The organism is Amycolatopsis sp. Hca4, assembly GCF_013364075.1.
Classification (GTDB): domain Bacteria; phylum Actinomycetota; class Actinomycetes; order Mycobacteriales; family Pseudonocardiaceae; genus Amycolatopsis.
In genome coordinates, this window is the sequence record NZ_CP054925.1 from 10,435,922 (window position 1) to 10,452,316 (window position 16,395).

Annotated in this window: 16 protein-coding genes; 8 read left to right on the forward strand and 8 right to left on the reverse strand. The window is 72.8% G+C overall.

The window, feature by feature from the left end:
• Positions 1-265 precede the first annotated feature (265 nt).
• Positions 266-1,279, reverse strand: a complete 1,014-nt coding sequence (gap, locus tag HUT10_RS47300; RefSeq protein ID WP_176177180.1) for a type I glyceraldehyde-3-phosphate dehydrogenase — start codon at positions 1,277-1,279, stop codon at positions 266-268.
• A gap of 158 nt (positions 1,280-1,437) precedes the next feature.
• Between gap and HUT10_RS47305 the strand changes: the two genes are divergently transcribed.
• Genes HUT10_RS47305 through HUT10_RS47315 form a run of 3 tightly spaced genes read left to right on the forward strand, consistent with a single transcriptional unit; the run spans position 1,438 to position 3,549 of the window.
• Positions 1,438-1,935 carry a universal stress protein gene (locus HUT10_RS47305; protein WP_176177181.1) on the forward strand — a complete coding sequence of 166 codons (498 nt, stop codon included), beginning with the start codon at positions 1,438-1,440 and terminating at the stop codon, positions 1,933-1,935.
• A gap of 10 nt (positions 1,936-1,945) precedes the next feature.
• Positions 1,946-2,725, forward strand: coding sequence for an ATP-binding cassette domain-containing protein (locus HUT10_RS47310; protein ID WP_176178386.1), 780 nt, complete (start codon positions 1,946-1,948; stop codon positions 2,723-2,725).
• Positions 2,722-3,549 (forward strand): slipin family protein, encoded by an 828-nt coding sequence (locus HUT10_RS47315; RefSeq protein WP_176177182.1) that lies wholly within the window; start codon positions 2,722-2,724, stop codon positions 3,547-3,549. Before HUT10_RS47310 ends, HUT10_RS47315 begins: the two co-directional genes overlap by 4 nt.
• A gap of 73 nt (positions 3,550-3,622) precedes the next feature.
• Here HUT10_RS47315 and HUT10_RS47320 read toward each other — a convergent pair whose 3' ends face one another.
• The gene (locus HUT10_RS47320; protein ID WP_176177183.1) at positions 3,623-4,882 is read right to left on the reverse strand and encodes an NAD(P)/FAD-dependent oxidoreductase; all 1,260 of its coding nucleotides are present in this window, start codon (positions 4,880-4,882) and stop codon (positions 3,623-3,625) included.
• Positions 4,883-5,023: 141 nt separating this feature from the next.
• Here HUT10_RS47320 and HUT10_RS47325 point away from each other — a divergent pair, with 141 nt between their 5' ends.
• Positions 5,024-6,541, forward strand: a complete 1,518-nt coding sequence (locus HUT10_RS47325; protein ID WP_176177184.1) for a WS/DGAT domain-containing protein — start codon at positions 5,024-5,026, stop codon at positions 6,539-6,541.
• On the opposite strand, the gene HUT10_RS47330 is transcribed toward HUT10_RS47325, so the two are convergent.
• The 4 genes from HUT10_RS47330 to HUT10_RS47345 form a co-directional block, all read right to left on the reverse strand.
• A complete protein-coding gene (locus HUT10_RS47330; protein ID WP_176177185.1) occupies positions 6,542-7,903 on the reverse strand; it encodes a wax ester/triacylglycerol synthase family O-acyltransferase in 1,362 nt (453 codons plus the stop codon).
• Positions 7,904-8,046: 143 nt separating this feature from the next.
• Complete coding sequence (locus tag HUT10_RS47335; RefSeq protein ID WP_176177186.1) at positions 8,047-8,286, reverse strand: SHOCT domain-containing protein; 240 nt, start codon at positions 8,284-8,286, stop codon at positions 8,047-8,049.
• A gap of 14 nt (positions 8,287-8,300) precedes the next feature.
• The gene (locus tag HUT10_RS47340; RefSeq protein WP_176177187.1) at positions 8,301-9,314 is read right to left on the reverse strand and encodes an NAD(P)H nitroreductase; all 1,014 of its coding nucleotides are present in this window, start codon (positions 9,312-9,314) and stop codon (positions 8,301-8,303) included.
• Positions 9,311-10,840, reverse strand: coding sequence for an AAA family ATPase (locus tag HUT10_RS47345; protein ID WP_368660814.1), 1,530 nt, complete (start codon positions 10,838-10,840; stop codon positions 9,311-9,313). Before HUT10_RS47345 ends, HUT10_RS47340 begins: the two co-directional genes overlap by 4 nt.
• 251 nt (positions 10,841-11,091) lie before the next feature.
• Here HUT10_RS47345 and HUT10_RS47350 point away from each other — a divergent pair, with 251 nt between their 5' ends.
• The 4 genes from HUT10_RS47350 (at position 11,092) to HUT10_RS47365 (ending at position 13,826) form a co-directional block, all read left to right on the forward strand.
• On the forward strand, positions 11,092-11,538 hold the full coding sequence (locus tag HUT10_RS47350; RefSeq protein ID WP_176178387.1) for a DUF6292 family protein: 447 nt from the start codon (positions 11,092-11,094) through the stop codon (positions 11,536-11,538).
• 4 nt (positions 11,539-11,542) lie between these two features.
• The gene (locus tag HUT10_RS47355; protein WP_254897355.1) at positions 11,543-12,526 is read left to right on the forward strand and encodes a nitroreductase; all 984 of its coding nucleotides are present in this window, start codon (positions 11,543-11,545) and stop codon (positions 12,524-12,526) included.
• Positions 12,527-12,605: 79 nt separating this feature from the next.
• Positions 12,606-13,049, forward strand: a complete 444-nt coding sequence (locus tag HUT10_RS47360; RefSeq protein ID WP_176177189.1) for a hypothetical protein — start codon at positions 12,606-12,608, stop codon at positions 13,047-13,049.
• Between the two features lie 297 nt (positions 13,050-13,346).
• A complete protein-coding gene (locus tag HUT10_RS47365; protein WP_176177190.1) occupies positions 13,347-13,826 on the forward strand; it encodes a hypothetical protein in 480 nt (159 codons plus the stop codon).
• An 82-nt stretch (positions 13,827-13,908) separates the two neighbouring features.
• Here HUT10_RS47365 and HUT10_RS47370 read toward each other — a convergent pair whose 3' ends face one another.
• Both HUT10_RS47370 and HUT10_RS47375 read right to left on the reverse strand, forming a co-directional pair.
• On the reverse strand, positions 13,909-15,384 hold the full coding sequence (locus HUT10_RS47370) for an APC family permease (protein WP_176177191.1): 1,476 nt from the start codon (positions 15,382-15,384) through the stop codon (positions 13,909-13,911).
• 115 nt (positions 15,385-15,499) lie between these two features.
• Complete coding sequence (locus HUT10_RS47375) at positions 15,500-16,384, reverse strand: hypothetical protein (RefSeq protein WP_176177192.1); 885 nt, start codon at positions 16,382-16,384, stop codon at positions 15,500-15,502.
• Between the last annotated feature and the right edge of the window lie 11 nt (positions 16,385-16,395).

Sequence of the window (16,395 nt, forward strand, 5' to 3'; positions counted from 1 at the left end):
AGCGTGCCGGTGGCCGGGGGCCTTGGCCTGACGCTCATGCCGGATCCGCGGGAGCGCCGATCCGGTCAATCGCGCGGCCTCACTACGCAGCGTGCGGGCAGGGAGTCGGTCACCGCGCCGGCGACCACCCGCGGTTGTCGATCTCGAGAGCGGCGGTTTCGGTGTGGCCGGTGGGCGGCGGCGGACATCGGTCTCATCGTCTCCACCTCGTCCGGCCGGCGACGGGTACCCGCCGGGCCGCATCACCGGCGGGCGCCCGGGGCTTTCAGCCCAGCGATCGCCCGATCAGCTCCACCAGCTCGACCGTGCGGGTCGCGTACCCCCACTCGTTGTCGTACCAGCCGAACACCTTCGCCAGGTGTGCGTCGGCCTTGGTCAGCTGGGCGTCGAACACGCACGAAGCCGGGTCGCCGATGATGTCGCGGGACACGATCGGCGCCTCGGTGTAGCGGAGGATGCCCTTGAGGTCGCCGTCGGCGGCTTCGGCGAACGCGTGGTTGACCTGCTCGGCCGTCACCGGGCGCTCGAGCTCCACCGTCAGGTCCGTCAGCGAGCCGTCCTCGACCGGGACGCGGACCGCGACGCCGTCGAGCTTGCCGGCCAGCTCCGGCAGCACCAACCCGATGGCCTTCGCCGCGCCGGTGCTGGTCGGCACCACGTTGACCGCCGCGGACCGGGCGCGGCGGGGGTCCTTGTGCGGCCGGTCCAGCAGTGCCTGGTCGCCGGTGTAGCTGTGGATCGTGGTGAGCAGGCCGCGGCGGATGCCGAACGCGGAGTTCAGCACCTTCACCATCGGTGCGACGCAGTTGGTCGTGCAGGAGGCGTTCGAGACGATGTGGTGGTGGACCGGGTCGTAGTCGCCCTCGTTCACCCCGAGCACGATCGTCGCGTCGACACCCTTGCCGGGCGCGGAGATCACGACCTTCTTCGCACCGGCCGCCAGGTGCACGCCGGCGGCTTCGCGGGTGCGGAACTTGCCGGTCGACTCGACGACGACGTCCACGCCGTACTCGCCCCACGGCAGCTGCGCCGGGTCCGCGGTGGACGAGACCTGGATCAGGTGGTCGCCGACACGCAGCGCCTCGCCGTCGACGACCTCGACCGGGATGCGCAGCCGCCCGTAGGTGGAGTCGTGCGCGAGCAGGTGCGCCAGCATCTCCGGGGACGTGATGTCGTTGACCGCGACCACTTCGATCGGGCTGTCCGGGGTCTCCAGCACGCACCGGAGGATGTCGCGGCCGATCCGGCCGAATCCGTTGATGCCGAGCCGTACCGTCATGGGTCTCTCCCTGTCGTCGTCACCTCCCGCCGATGGTTCTCCGGCGGCGCGCACGACCCGTAGGGCCCAAGGTCCTCGCAGCTCGGGCAGAACGACTGCTTCGCCCGGCGCGGGTGAGGAGTTCGCTGAAGGTGCAGGGGACTGCGGAAGGAGCGGTGATGACCGAAGCAACGGCGAGAGGCCGGATCGTGGTCGGTGTCGACGGATCCGACGCCGGCACGGCCGCGCTCGTGTGGGCGGCCGGGCAGGCGGCGATCGGCGGCGCCGAGCTGGACGTCGTGACGGTGTGGCTGCACGACGCGATGCTCGACGACGCGTCCGTGCACCGGACCCTCGAGGAAGCCCGCCGGGTGCACGTCCACGAACTGGAGAAGCTCGTCACCGCGGTGACGAAGGACCTCGCGGGCGTGACGGCCCGCTGCTCGGCGCCCGACGGCGATCCCGCCGCGGTGCTGGCTGAACGGGCGAAGGACGCGACCATGCTGGTCGTGGGCAGCCACGGCAAGGGCAAGGTGCGGGCGGCGCTCGCCGGTTCGGTGAGCAGCGCCTGCCTGCGGCACGCGACCTGCCCGGTCGCCGTGATCCCGCCGCCGGCGCGCACGCCGGACAGCCCCCTCGGCAGGCGGCTGGCCGAGGTCGCCCGGGAAACGGCCTGACGTGACGACCATCGCCGGCCCGCCGCTGCTGCGCGTCCGGGGCCTGACCAAGAAGTTCGGGCCGGTGCAGGCGCTGGCCGGCGTCGACCTCGACGTCCCGGCCGGCCAGGTGACCGCGCTGGTCGGTGACAACGGCGCGGGCAAGTCCGTGCTGATCAAGTGCATCGCGGGCATCCACGTCCCGGACGCCGGCGAGATCACCTGGCGGGGCCGCGGAGTGCGCATCCGCACGCCGCGGGACGCCGCCACACTGGGCATCGAGACCGTGTACCAGGACCTGGCACTGTGCGACAACCTCGACATCGTGCAGAACATGTTCCTGGGCCGGGAGAAGATCCGGCACGTGACGCTCGACGAAGACCGCATGGAGCTGGCCGCGAAGGAGACGCTGCACAGCCTGGGCGTGACGACGGTGACGTCGGTCCGCCAGCCGGTCGGCTCGCTCTCCGGCGGCCAGCGCCAGGCGGTGGCGATCGCGAAGGCTGTTCTGTGGCACTCGAAGCTGGTCATCATGGACGAGCCGACCGCGGCACTGGGCGTGGCGCAGACCGAAGTCGTGCTGGAGCTGGTCGGCCGCCTCGCCGAGCGTGGGCTCGGCGTGGTCGTGGTGTCGCACAACATGAACGACGTCTTCGACGTGGCCGACCGGATCGCCGTGCTGTACCTGGGCCGGATGGCGGGCGTGTTCGCCACCGGCGAGCTGACCAAGGAAACGGTCGTCGACCTGATGACCGCGGGCCGCTCCGACCGCTGGAGCGTCCCGGTCCGAACGAAGGGAGTGGCGTCATGATCGGCTGGTGGATCGCGGGCGCGGTCGTTGTCGTCCTGCTGGCGCTGTCGATCCGGGTCGTCAAGCAGTACGAGAAGGGGGTGCTCTTCCGGCTGGGCCGGGTCATCGGGGTCCGCGAGCCCGGGCTGCGGTTCATCATCCCGGTGATCGACGTGCTGCGCCGGGTGTCCCTGCGGATCGTCACGATGCCGATCCAGTCGCAGGGCATCATCACCCGCGACAACGTCAGCGTCGACGTCTCGGCGGTGGCGTACTTCCGGGTGGTGGACGCGACGAAGTCGGTGGTCGCGATCGAGAACGTCTACGCGGCGATCGACCAGATCGCCCAGACGACGCTGCGGAAGGTCGTCGGCCAGCACACCCTGGACGAGACGCTGGCCGAGACCGACAAGATCAACTCCGACATCCGGCAGATCCTCGACGTGACCACCACCGAGTGGGGCGTCGACGTGACCCTGGTGGAGCTGAAGGACATCCAGCTGCCGGAGACGATGAAGCGGGCCATGGCCAAGCAGGCCGAGGCCGAGCGGGAGAAGCGAGCCAAGATCATCAACGCCGAGGGTGAGGCCCAGGCCGCGGCGGCGCTCGGCACCGCCTCGGACACGATGATGGCGCACCCGCTGGCGCTGCAGCTGCGGAACCTCCAGACGCTGATGGAGATCGGGGTGGACCACAACAGCACGGTGGTGTTCCCGGCGCCGCTGATGAGCACGATCGGCGAGCTGGGCACGTTCCTGGCCCGCGAAGCGGCCGCAGCCGCTCCGCCGGCTGTCGCCCCCGCGGCGGTGGGCAACGGTGAAGCGGTGGTCCCAGCGGCTCGCTGAGCTTTGACCCGGATAGCCGGTTCGAGGGCTCAGCTCCTCGAACCGGCTTCACGATTGGTGAACCGCTTCGGGCTCACCGGGCCAGCCAACGGGTTGCGCCCCGCAGGCCGAAGGCCATCGAGTCCCAGCCCGCCCCCGCGTGCACCGGCAGCCCGGCACGGAACCGGCCCGGGACGTACGTGCCGAGGGCCTTCTTTCCCAGTCGCCAGAGGGCGGACGTGCCGACGCGGTAGTGCTCGAGCGCGTCCTGGTCGACGACGACCGGGCGGACCGGATCGCCGGTCACCGACAGCGGGACCTGCGCGAACGTCGCCTTGTCGAACATCTCCAGCACACACGTGCTCACCGGCTCGAACCCGGGACCCGGCAGGTGCACGCCGGCGTCGGCGGCGATCTGCCCGGCCACCGCCTGAGCCTGCAGGAGGGCCAGGAACGCCTGCTTGACCGGGAAGTCGCCGGCGTCGCCGGGCGCGTAGACGCCCGGGTGCCCGAGCACTTCGCGCTTGCGTTCCTCGCAGACGAGGAAGCCGCGGTCGTCGGCGGGGAGGCCCTCGAAGCGCTGGGCGGCCACGTACGGCGGGAACGCCACCAGCAGGTCGAACTCCTGCGCCGAGCCGTCGGTGAACGCCACTTCGAGCTCGCTCACCTTGTCGGGTTCCACGCCGGTGCGGCCCTCGATGCCACGGGCGGCGAACTCCGCCGCCACCACGTCGTGGAGCTTGGGCCCGAATGCCTGCACGAAGCTCCTTTCGGAGGTGGCGAAGGCGATCTGGACGTTGTCGCGGACTTCGCGACGGCGCAGCCAGGTGTCCAGCATCAGCGTGATCTCGTACAGCGGGCCGGCGCACTTGTTGCCGGGCGGCACGAGGAACAGGACCTGCTGCAGGCGGCCGTGCCGGGCGTGCTGCGCCACCCACTGCAGCTGCTCGCCCAGTGCGTGCAGCTGCCCCGGCGTCCACACGGTGCGCGCGTACTCCGCCAGGCCGGGCACCTCCTCGGGGCGCATCGCGGCGCCGGTGGCGATGACCAGGTGGTCGTACGGCACCGGTTCGTGGGAGGTGTGCACGACGCCGCGCTGGGTGTCGACGCCTTCGGCGATGGCCACCCTGGCCTCGATCTCCCGGCGCCGCAACGGTTTTGCGAGTGGCACGTGCAGCGGCGCCTCGGCCGCGCCGAAGGGCAGGTAGATGCCGTCGGGGCGGAACAGGAAGTCGTCCCGGTCGGAGACGAGGGTGATCCGGACGCGGTCCGGGTTCGCCAGCGCGCGCAGCGCGAACGCCGTCTCCAGCCCGGCGAACCCGCTGCCCAGGACGACTACGTGGGTGGGGGACATGAGTCTTCTCCGATGCTCCGGTGGGCCGGCCGATGCGTTCACGATGCGCCCGGACGGGGAGCGGCGGGAGGGTCCTCGGCTGCGCGGCCGGAGGACTTCCGGCCCTTTTCGCCCGATCCGCTGCCGCCGCACAGTGGAACGGTGCCGAACACGCGGAAAACCGTCGGGCCGCACCGCCGGATACCGGCGCAGGACAGCCTGTGGCTGCACCTGGACCGGCCCGAGAACCTGATGGTCGTCACCTCCGTGCTCTGGACACGGACCCCGGTGGACCCCGCACGCCTGCGGTCGCTGGTGTCCGACCGCCTGCTCGCGCGGTACCCGGTGTACTTCCAGCGAGCGGTCCGGCACGGCCGCACCCTGGCCTGGGAGACCGATCCCGGCTTCGACCTCGGCAAGCACCTCGTCGTGCAGGACCTCCCGGCACCCGCCGACCAGACAGCTCTGCAGGCGTTCGTCGCGGCGCGGCGCAGTGAGCCGCTCGACCCGAAGCGTCCACTGTGGAGCATCGACCTGCTGCAGGGTTACCGCGGCGGCAGCGCGCTCGTCTGCCGCACCCACCACGCGATGGCCGACGGCATCCGGTTGACGCAGGTCCTGTTCAGCCTCCTGGATCCGGTCGAGGGCGAGACAGCGCCGCACGCGAAGGTCGGCGGGGCCGCGCCCCACCGAGAACCGGTGGCTCAGCCGGTGGTCCGGCTCGGCGCCACCGTGCTCCGCGCCCTCGACGAGACCGGCGCGCGGGTCCAGCAGCAGGCGGCCCGCGTGCACCCCGTGCTGGAGTCCGTGGTCGCCGTGCCGTTGCTCGGCGCGACGGCGGCGGTGGGGGCCACGGGTGCCGTCGCCGGCTTCCTTTCGGCAGCTCTCGACGGCGGCCCCCGGCGTGCGGTCGACACCGTCGCGAGCGCGGCGACGACGCTCTGGCACAGCGCGACCGGGACCGGCGAGCTGCTCGGCCCGTCCACGGCCACCGGGCTGTGGGACGGCGAACCGGGCGTCGAGAAGACCGCGGCCTGGAGCGACCCGGTCCCGCTGGTCACCCTCGGCCGGATCGGCCACGACACCGGGACGACGATCAACGACGTCTGCACCGCGCTCGTCGCCGGGGCACTCGACCGGTACTTCACGGCTCACGGAACTGCCCGACCCGGGCCGTCGGACCTGGGCTGGCTGATCCCGGTGAGCCTGTCGTCCTTCGACGGCGAGCTCCCGGCCACCCTCGGCAACCACTTCTCCCTGGTGCTGGCCCGGCTGCCGCTGGGCCGCCGGACGTTCGCCGAGCGCCTCGCCGAGGTCCACCGGCGGGTGGCCCGGATCCGCGATTCCTTCGAGCCCGCGCTGACGTTCGGGGTGCAGTACGCGATCGCGCGGAGCCCGGCGCCGGTCGGCTTGCCGCTGAGCCGGTTCTTCGCCGGCAAGGCGGTCGGGGTGCTGACGAACGTGCCCGGCCCGCGGGCGCGCATGACGCTGGCGGGTGCGGAGGTGTCCGGGATCGTCGGCTGGGCACCCTGCAGCGGCCGCCAGGCGATCACCGTCTGCATCTTCAGCTACGCCGGCGAAGTGCGGTTCGGCTTCGGCACCGATCGGAAGCTGATCCGCGACCCGGAGGCACTGGTCGACGCGCTGGCGGCGGAATTCGCCGCCGCGGCCGGCCGGTGATCAGCGGACCTCCGCCAGCAGCGCCGGGAACTCCCGCTCGATCGCCTTGGCGAGCACGTCGGTGTCGGGAACCTTGTCCGCGTCCGCCGTGATCCCGAACGTCACCTCACCGGCGTAGCTGAGCATGGCCACGCCGATCCGCACCCGCAGCGCGATGGGCACGTACGGGTGGATCCGGACGATCGGGCGGCCCAGTGCGGACAGCGGCTCGGCGGGACCGCGCACGTTGGTCGCCACCGTGACGATGTTGCGCTGCGGCAGGTGCGCCGCCGCCCGGATCGCCCACGCCACCGGGGCGAACGGCTGGTGCGCCGCGGTGGCGGTGAGCAGCGCGCCGGCGTCGGCCTCCTTGGCGGCCTTCAGCGTGCCCAGCCGCCGGTGCACCCGGACCAGCCGCTGCGCCGGGTCGGCCAGGTCGACCGGCAGCAGCGGCAGCAGGAGTGAGACCTCGTTGTCGAGCGTGGTGCCGGTCCGCACGGACACCGGCACCAGCGACCGCACGCTGTCGGCGGCGGGCGTCTCGCCGCGCTGCAGCAGCAGTTCCCGGAATCCGCCGGCGACCGCGGCCAGCAGGACGTCGTTCACCGTGACGTCGAACGCCCGCGCGACGGCCTGGACGTCGGCCAGCGGTACGGAGACGGTCGCGTAGCGCCGGTCGCGCCCGAGCGGGCCGGTCAACGGTGTGGGCGACACCGGGAGCAGCGCGGATGTCATCGCCGCGAGACCGCGGGCGGCATCGCTGACGCGGCGGGCCAGCCGGTTCGGGTGCAGCAGCTCCCGGCCGAGCAGGCGGGTCAGTGTCCACGGTGTCCGCAGCAGCGAGCCGGCCGCGTCCAGCAGCAGCTTGGCCGTGCCCGGGTCGGCCGCCTCGGCGGCCGGCTGCGGGTCGGCCGGGGCGTCGCCGAACAGGACGGTCTGCAGCCGCGTCGCCGCCAGTCCGTCGGCGAGGGCGTGGTGCACCTTGGTCAGGATCGCCCAGCGCCTGTCCGGCAGGCCCTCGATCACCCAGAACTCCCACAGCGGCCGGTCGCGTTCGAGCCGTTCGCCCATCAGCAGGGCGACCAGTTCGCAGAGCGCGTTCTCGTCGCGCGGCGCCGGAAGCGCGACCCGCCCGAAGTGCGCGGGAGGGTCGAACGCCGGGTCGTCGACCCACACCGGCGGCCCGAGGTCGAACGGCACCGTGCGCACCTTCTGCCGGTACCGCGGGACCCCGGCCAGCCGCGCGAGCACGGCCGCGACGAATTCGTCCTGGTCCGGCACCGGTCCCTCGGCGATCGCGACCGAGGCGATGGCCAGCGACGATCCCGGGTCCTCGTCCTCGATCTCGAGGAACGCGGCGTCGAGCGGGCTGAGCCGGTCCATGACGTCCTCTCAGTACGCGATGTCGATGACGACTCGCCGGACCTGGTCCTGGAGGTCGAACCGGGTGAACACCCGGAACCTCCGCCGATCGGCGGTTTCCCGGCACACCGGTTTTCGCCGTGGTGGCCGCGGCCGCGCAGGGGTCATCGCGTCCTCGTGAGGGCGTCCCGGCGGCGTTCGTACTCCTCCTGGTCGATCTCGCCGCGGGCGAACCGTTCGTCGAGGATCCGCCGGGCCGTGTCGGCAGGCGGTGGCGGCTGCGGTCCCCGCCGGGCGAGGACGACGGCGAGGACGACGAGCGCGGCCAAGACCAGCGCCATCAGCACCAGCATGCCGATGCCGCCGGCCCAGCCCATGGTCCAGGGGTGATTCCAGTACGGCATGACCGGCTCCTTCGCTAGTGGGCTTGGAAGTGCTTCGGGGGAGCTTCGAGCGGCTGCAGCACGTCATCGAGGTCGCGGCGCGGGGTGGCGGGCAGCGGCTCGGCGTTGGCGGGGGCCCAGCCGATGCGCAGCACCATCTGGGGGAACGACCCGCCGGTGACGTGCTCGGTCACGGTGTCGCGGACGTCCGGCAGTTCCAGCGGCTCGGTCAGCGGGCACGACGACAGCCCGAACGCGTTCGCCGTCAGCAGCACCGCACTCGTCGCTTCGCCCGCCCGCAGCCGCGACATGCGGTCGTCGGAGGCGGTGCTCAGCACGAGCAGGACCGTCTCGTCGTCCTCGGCCTTGGCCCCGGCCGGCTGGGCCAGGAGCGGGTCGGCGAAGGGCCGGGTCCGCAGCGCACCCGGCGTGTCGTCCGGTGCCGGGGTGTTGCGGGCCGGGACCCCGTCGGGGGACACGTGGCGCCCGCTCCACGCCGCCAGTTCCGTGCGGTACGCCGGATCACCGGCGTGCCGGTCCGCGGCCTCCTCGATCGCCGTCGCCAGGTAGTAGCGCGCGGAGTTCCCGGCGGCCTGCAGCACGGTGCCTTCCAGTGCGGCCGCCCGGGACATCGCTTCGATGTGCCCGCGCGGGACCACCCAGGAGCTGTGGCGGCGCCGGTCGGTCCGCCGTCGCGGGATTGCGGCAGCCATCGCGATCTCGTCCTGCGACGGGTCGTGCGGGTGCAGCGTGATCGCGGCGAGGTGGTCGGGTTCGCCGGGGTTGGGCAGCCGGTGCACTTCCGCGGCCCAGCCGAGCGCGGCGAAGCCGACCCGGGCGTGGTGCAGCGCGGCACCGCAGCTGAGAACGAGGTCACGGCCGTCCGGGTCGGTCTCCGGCAACCGCCGGTCCGGGTCGGCGTAGAGGTGCAGCGAACTGTGGCCGACCCGCCAGAACCACGGCTGGGAGTTGTGCACCGACGGTGCGCGGACCGCCATCGCGACCGCCGTCTTGACGGTGAAGTCGTCCGGGAATGCTCGGTCCGTCATCGGCTTTCCTCGTCCTCGGGGGTGGTTTCCGGCTCGACCTTCGCACCGCGGTGCCCGCTGCCGGGAGGGCCGGAGTGCCTTCGCTCAGGGGACTTTCGGTGCTCGGGGATCAGACAGGCCACGGCGCGCGCGAGCGATTCCGCGGGCGTGCCGGCGGTCTGCAGTGGATGCGCTTCGGGCCACGGGTCGGCGTCCGTGGCCATCCGGCGGGCGATGTCCGGGGTCGCGTCCGACAACGCACTGGTCCGCGTCATGATGCGGTGCGCGGCGATCGCTTCCGGTGCCAGGCACCGGATCGCGGCCAGCGGGCTGCTCGTCCGCCCGGCGGCCGCGGCGGCCAGTGCGCGGTGCCGCGCCGCGTTCCACGACGCGTCCAGCACCACGGTCTCGCCGAGCGCCAGCAGTTCGCCGGCACGACGGGTGAGTTCGGTGTAGGTCGCGTCCGTGTGGTCGGCGTCGTAGAGGCCTTCGCGGTAGCCCTCGGCGGGCCGCCGGACCGGCGTGAGCCCGGCCAGTTCCTTGCGCAGCCGGTCGGACTGCAGCAACGTGGCGCCGAGCCGGTCGGCGAGCCCGCCGGCGACGGTGGACTTGCCGGTGCCCGGCTCGCCGCCGACGAGGATCAGGCGGACCCGGCCGAACCGCAGGTGCGCCAGCGTGAGGTCGGCGTACTCGCGGGCCAGCCCGGCCGCCTGCGGATCGCCCTGCGCGTGGCGGAGACAGGCGACCTTGGCGCGGACGAACGCGCGGTAGGCGAGGTAGTGGTGCACCAGCGCCGGGGGAGCGGGGTCTCCGGCGAACTCGCGGTAGTCGCGCAGGAGTTGTTCGCCGAGCCGGGGAGCGCCGAGCCGCTCGAGGTCCATCGCGAGGAAGGCGACGTCGTCGAGCACGTCGACGTGCCGGAGGTGGTCGTCGAACTCCAGGCAGTCCAGCACGCGCGGACCGTCTTCGAGCCAGAAGATGTCATCGGCCAGCAGGTCCCCGTGCCCGTCGACGACGTGCCCCTCGGCGATCCGGCGGTCGAACAGCGGTTCGCGGCCGGCGAGGAACTCCTCGGTGAGTTCTTCGATCTCGCCGGCGGTGGCCGGGTCGAGCACCTCGCCGTGGAAGGGCCGGACCTGCGCGAAGCTGTCACGCCACCGGTTCCGGACGGCGTCGCGGGTCTCGTCGGCGTCGATTTCCGGCCCGCGTGCCGCCCGGGCGTGGAAGGCGGCCAGTTGCCGGGCCAGCGCCCGGATCGCCGCGGTCAGCGGCGTGCCGCGCCGGACCAGGGTCGAGAGCCGCCGCTCCTCGGGCATCCGGCGCATCACCACCAAGTGGTCGCGGACCTCGCCGCCGGGACCGGTGACGTCGGCAACGCCGTGGTAGACGTCCGGTGCCAGCCGCCGGTTGAGCGCCACCTCCCGGTGGCACGCCCGTTCGCGTGCTTCGCGCGTCGAGAAGTCCAGGAAGCCGAGGTCGACCGGCTTCTTCAGCTTGTACGCGAGGTCCCCGACGAGGAAGACCGCACCGATGTGGGTCTCTCGCACGTCGGCCCATGGTCCGTGCATGAGGCCAGGATCGGCTTGCGGGCGGCCCACGCGCCGGGGACGAAAGTCACCGGGACCGGGGACACCGGCCACCAGTCGCGGGCGTCCGGCCGGGCCGCGGAATGCAAGTGACGAAAGTCCCTGCCCCGAGGGACCGACGACGCCATCCGCAGGCGCACGCGCGAACGTACCGTCGGGTCCCGAACCGAGCCGGTCCGCTGTGGCCGGTGCACGAAACCCGGCGTTGGAGCGTGATTTCCCTGCTCACCGGAATCGACCGTGATCACGGCCTGCGCAGCGGGCTGACCGGCTACCTGGCCGCGGTGAGCGCCGCGGTCGGCGTGGGGGAGGAGTCCTGCACGGTGGACCTCGACACCCCCGCCTCGGCGTACATCGCCCTCGACGTGCGCCTGCCCCGCCACCCCGGCCGGGACATGGCGCTGCTGTGGGACGAACGGCACGGCTGGGCGTTCGCCATGGAAACCCATTCCGGCGAGGACCTGCTGGTGCTGGCCTACCTCGGCGGCGAGCTTGTGCCCAGCCCGGCCCGGGTCCGCGGCTTCGTCGCGGCGATCCGGTCCGCCGGTGGCACGTCCGCGCCACCCGTGCCGCCGGCTTTGCGCGGTGACCGCGGCGAGCTGCTGGACCGCCTGCGCCGGCACCGGCGGATTTTCCCGCACCTGTCCCGGATGGGGTGATCTTGTGTCCACTGTGGAAGCACCGGGCTGGACGCCCGCCGAGACCGACGTGCTGGTCCGGTCGATGATGCGGGCGCCGTCGGTGCACAACACGCAGCCCTGGTTGCTCGAGGTGACTTCGTCGCAGCTGTCGGTGCGCGAACGTTCCGAACCGGCGCTCCCGCACCACGACCCGCACGGCCGGGACCGCGCCGCCTCCTGCGGTGCCGCCGTGGCCAATCTCGAGCTGGCGGTCCGCACGCTGGGCCGCTCCTGCACGGTGGCGTTCCTGCCCGAGGACGGACAGCCGGATCTCCTGGCCCGGATCGACGTCGGCGAACCGGCCGCGCCGGCGATCGAGGAGCTCCGCTGCTACGGGGCGATCGCCCGCCGGGCCAGTCACCGCGCGCCGTTCGAAGGCGTGGCGGTGCCGACGGCCGTGGTGCGGCGGATCGCCGCGGCGGGCGGGGCGCCGGGGGTGGCGGCCCGTCCCGTCCACGAGGTCGCCACCGTGGCCCGGCTGCTGCACTTCGCCGCGGAAACCTTCCGGCAGGACGGCGCCTACCAGCGCGAGCTGTCCTTGTGGACGATCCGGGACGAACCGGCCCACCGGCACGGCGTCGGCATCCCCGCCAGCCGGATTCCGGCCGGTTCGGTGCCCTGGGCCGGCCTGGTCCGCCGCGCGACCGAAATCCCGCAAATCCCGGAACTCGAGCGTCGCCTGGCCGGCGAGACGCTGCTGCTCTTCGTGACCGCCGACGACTCGCGGCTCGACCACGTCCGGGTCGGCTACGCGATGGAACGCGCCTGGCTCGCCGCCGTCGACCTCGGCCTGGCGGGCGCGGTCCTGACCCAGCCGCTGCACCTGCCGGAGGTGCGCTCGGCGCTGGGCGAAGACCTCGGGCTCGCCGGTTTCCCCCAGGCCCTCCTCCGCATCGGCTACACCGCGGAAGCGGACCCGCCCAGCCCGCGCCGGGCCGTGGCCGAGGTGCTGCACCGCGGACCTTAGGGCTCGCCGCCGTGGACCAAGGACTCTGCCTCCCGACCGTCCGCCGGCCGACGATCGTGGTGGAGGAACGGAGACCACGATGACGACCAGTGTGCGGAAGCGCCGACCATCCGTCCGGACCCGGCGGGCCGGTTACCTCGTCGGGGTCGTGCTCAACGGCATCCTGCTGGTCCTGGTCAACGCCTGGCCCGGCTGGGACGTGCTGCCGTTTCTGACCCCGGCGTTCCCGGCGGTGCTCGGCCTGGTCGACCTCGCGCTGGTCGCGGGTCTGGTCACCGGCCTGGTCCAGCTGTGGCAGGACCCCGAGTGGCTCGTCGCCCTCGACGGCGTGGTGACGACGTGCGCAGGACTGGCCGCCCTGGTGCGGCTGTGGCAGGTCTTCCCCTTCGACTTCGCCGTCAGCAGTTTCGACTGGGCGCTGACGGCGAGGATCGTGCTGGTCGTCGGCCTGGCCGGCTCGGTGATCGGGTTGCCGGCCCAGGTCACCACCCTGGTACGCGCCGGTCTGCGGCGACCACGTTGATGCCGGTCATGCCGCCACGGCGGTGTGCAGGTGCGCGGCCGAGTGTCGCAGGGCCGGGATCTCCAGCGGGGAGACGGAGAGCGCTGTCGCGGCCAGGGCCCGAAGTCACCCGAACCGGACCGGTACACGTTCCCGAGAAAACCGGAGGGCAGGAGCGATGGACACCAGGATGCGGTTGACCCGGCTCCGGCGCAGTCTCCTGCCGGGCCGCGGCCCGCTGGTCCGCCCGTCGGACCGGCTGCAGGCCCGGCTCCTGGCGCTGGTCATCCTCCTGTCGCTGGCGGCAGCGGGGGAGCGGTGCTGCTCGGCATCGGCGAATACTCGGCCACGGCGGCCGAATCCCGTGCGCAGACGGCCACGCGCTACACGGTGACGGCGGTCCTGCTGGCCGACGGTCCCGAGCCGGTCTCCGGGGGACGCGGCGGAACGCCCTTCGACTCCGCTCCGACGCAGGCGACGTGGCGCACGCGCGACGGACAGCAGCGAGTGGGCGAGGTGGCAGCGCCGGCGGGCACGGTCGCGGGCCACGCGGTCGAGATCTGGGTGGACGAAACGGGCGCACCGGCGGAGCGCCCGTTGACGATGACGGCAGCGGTCCTCGGCGCCCCGCTGGGCGCGGCAACCCTCTGGGCGGCGGCGGTGTCGTTGTTCGTGTTCGCCTACCGCGGCGCCGTGCACGTGCTGAACCGCCGCCGCCTGGCCGCCTGGGGGCAGGAATGGGCCGCCCGCCAAGCCGGCAGCACCCGCCGCGACGACCAGAGCCCCACCGGCTCCTGACCGCCGGGCAGTCGTTGTCGCCCGGTCGGAGGACGAGACCCCCGACCCTCCGATGAGCCGGTTCGCGGTGTCGGAAGCTCGGTCACGACGTTTCTTCTACCCTGCTGAGGGTGGCGGCCGGCTCGCGTTCGAGGTCGGTGTCCAAGGCCTGGTACACGGCCGGGCGGCGCTTGCGCAGCCAGACAGCGGCCAGCAGCCCGGCCAGAGCGACGATCAGCAGCAGCCAGGGCAGCTGGGGGACGAGGCCGTTGCTGGAGCCGGCCAGGGTCGGGAAGTTGATGATCGCCAGGGTCACGATCAGCCCGAGGCCCACCGCACCCAGGCCGGGCGCGAGCAGCGTCCGGGTGAGCCGGGGGTCGCGGGTGCGGCGGAAGTGGACCAGGATCGCCAGCGCCGCGAGCAGCTGCAGGGCGAGGATGCCGAGCGTGCCGAAGCCGGTCATGCTGGCCGTCAGGTCGGCGACCGGGTCGAGTCCGGCGAGCCGGAACAGCAGTGCCACCACCGAGCCGAAGGCCAGCTGGGCGAGGGCGGCGTGCTGGGGCGCGCCGTTGCGGGCGCGGGTGCGGCCCAGCAGCCGGGGCAGGACGCCGACGCGGCCCAGGGCGTAGAGGTAGCGGGTCGCCGAGTTGTGCAGGGCCAGCAGGGCCGCGAACAGGCTGACCACGAGCAGCAGCATCATCACCTTGGTCAGCGCGTCGCCGAGGTAGTCCTGCGACACCGAGAACACGAGGTCTCCGGTGGACAGGTGCGCGGTGGCGACGTCCTGGGCCTGCGCGACGCCGATCGCGGTGACCACGGCCCAGGTGGTGAAGGCGGCGAAGACCCCGATGAAGCCGATGGCGATGTAGGTCGCCCGCGGGATCGTCCGCTTGGGGTTCTTCGCTTCTTCGCCGAACAGGGCGGTCGCTTCGAAGCCGATGAAGGCGTTCGCGGCGAACAGCAACGCCAGCCCGCTCGCGCCCTGGAGCATGACGGACGGATCGAAGACGTCGAAGGAGAAGCCGTGCCGGAACAGCACGCCGAAGTCCATGATCAGCAGGATGGACACCTCGAGGACCAGGGAGACGCCGAGGACCTTCGCGCTGACGTCGATGCCGCGCCGGCTGAGCAGGAAGACCAGCACGACCGAGACCGCGCTCCAGACGATCCAGTCGAGGTCCAGCCCGAAGACGTCCTCGAGGACGGCGCCGGTGAAGAACCCGCTGGTGCCGATGGCGCCGGCGACGAAGCAGTTGTAGCCGAGCATCGCGACGAACCCGGCGACCAGGCCCATGGTCCTGCCCAGGCCCTTGACGACGAAGGCGTAGAAGCCGCCCGCGCTGGTCAGGACCTTCGACATCTGGGCGTAGCCGACGGCGAACAGCAGCAGCACGACCGTGGCGAGGAGGAACGCGGCGACCATGCCGCCGCCGTTGCCGACGGCGATGCCGATGGCCGCGACCACGACCATCCCGGTCAGCGGCGCCACCGCGGCCAGCACCAGGAACACGATGCCGGGCACGCCCAGGACGTTCTTGGCGAGCGAGGTGCTGTCCTGCCCGGGACCCGATCCGCTCATGGCTGCTCCTCGGTCGACGGGACCGTCTTCGGTCGGCTTGGACCGGAAGTATGAGATTCCCGGGCTGTTCCCGGCTTGCCTTTGCGCGCGCGGTCCTTGTCCCTGCGCGACCGGCTCACGGTGTGACGTCGAAGCGGTCCAGCAGCATGTAGGTGCCGCTGCGCTTGACGGCCCGGATGGTGTGGCGGCCCGGGGACAGGCCGCAGGCGCTGAACACGCTCTGCTGGGCGTGCCGGACCTGGCTCGTGGTGTCGACGGTGCGCTGGAAGACTTCGTCGAGGTAGATGTCCATCCGGCCCTCGTCGGAGTAGGTCTCGCTGACCAGCGCGATGCCGATCCCGGTGAAGGTGTGGCTGACCCAGCTGCCGTCCGCCCTCGTGGCGTGGACGTCGTCGTGGAAGTCGCCGAGGCCGCGCCGGCCGGCGGCGTACCACGGTCCGTTGTAGACGATGCCGTTCGCGTCGTCGTTGAGCTTCGCCGTTTCGGCGGTCGGGCAGTGCGGGGCAGGGGCGGCCGGGGCGGCCGGCGGTGGCGGCGGGGTGACGCTCCGGCGGGTCGGCGGCGGTGTCGGCGTGGCCGAGGTCGTGGCGGCCATCGTGGCCGAAGTCGCGGGCGCGGCGGACGGAGCCGGGATGCTGCTCGACGGCAGCGGGACGGCCGGCTCGAGCGGCACCGACCACAACGCCGCCTCGCGCGGCGGCTGCGCCGGGCGGGACATCGTCGTCAGCACGGCGATGCCGGCCACCACCACGGCCGCGCCTGCGACCACGACCGCCCAGCGGATCCGCGTGCCCGCACGCAGCTGCGCGCCTGCCGCTTCCCAGGCCTGCCGTTCCAGCCGCGCGCGGCGCTCCTCCTGGGCGGCGTCCGCTTTCCGCGGCTCCCCGGGGAGCCGCGGAAACTCGCCTGTCCCGATCGGACGCCCCCAGCCCCGGCCTTCCGCAGCACCTCCTCGGCGGTCGAGCCCGCTGCTGGCTCTTCGCCGGCCGGCACGCGCCATCGGTGAACCTC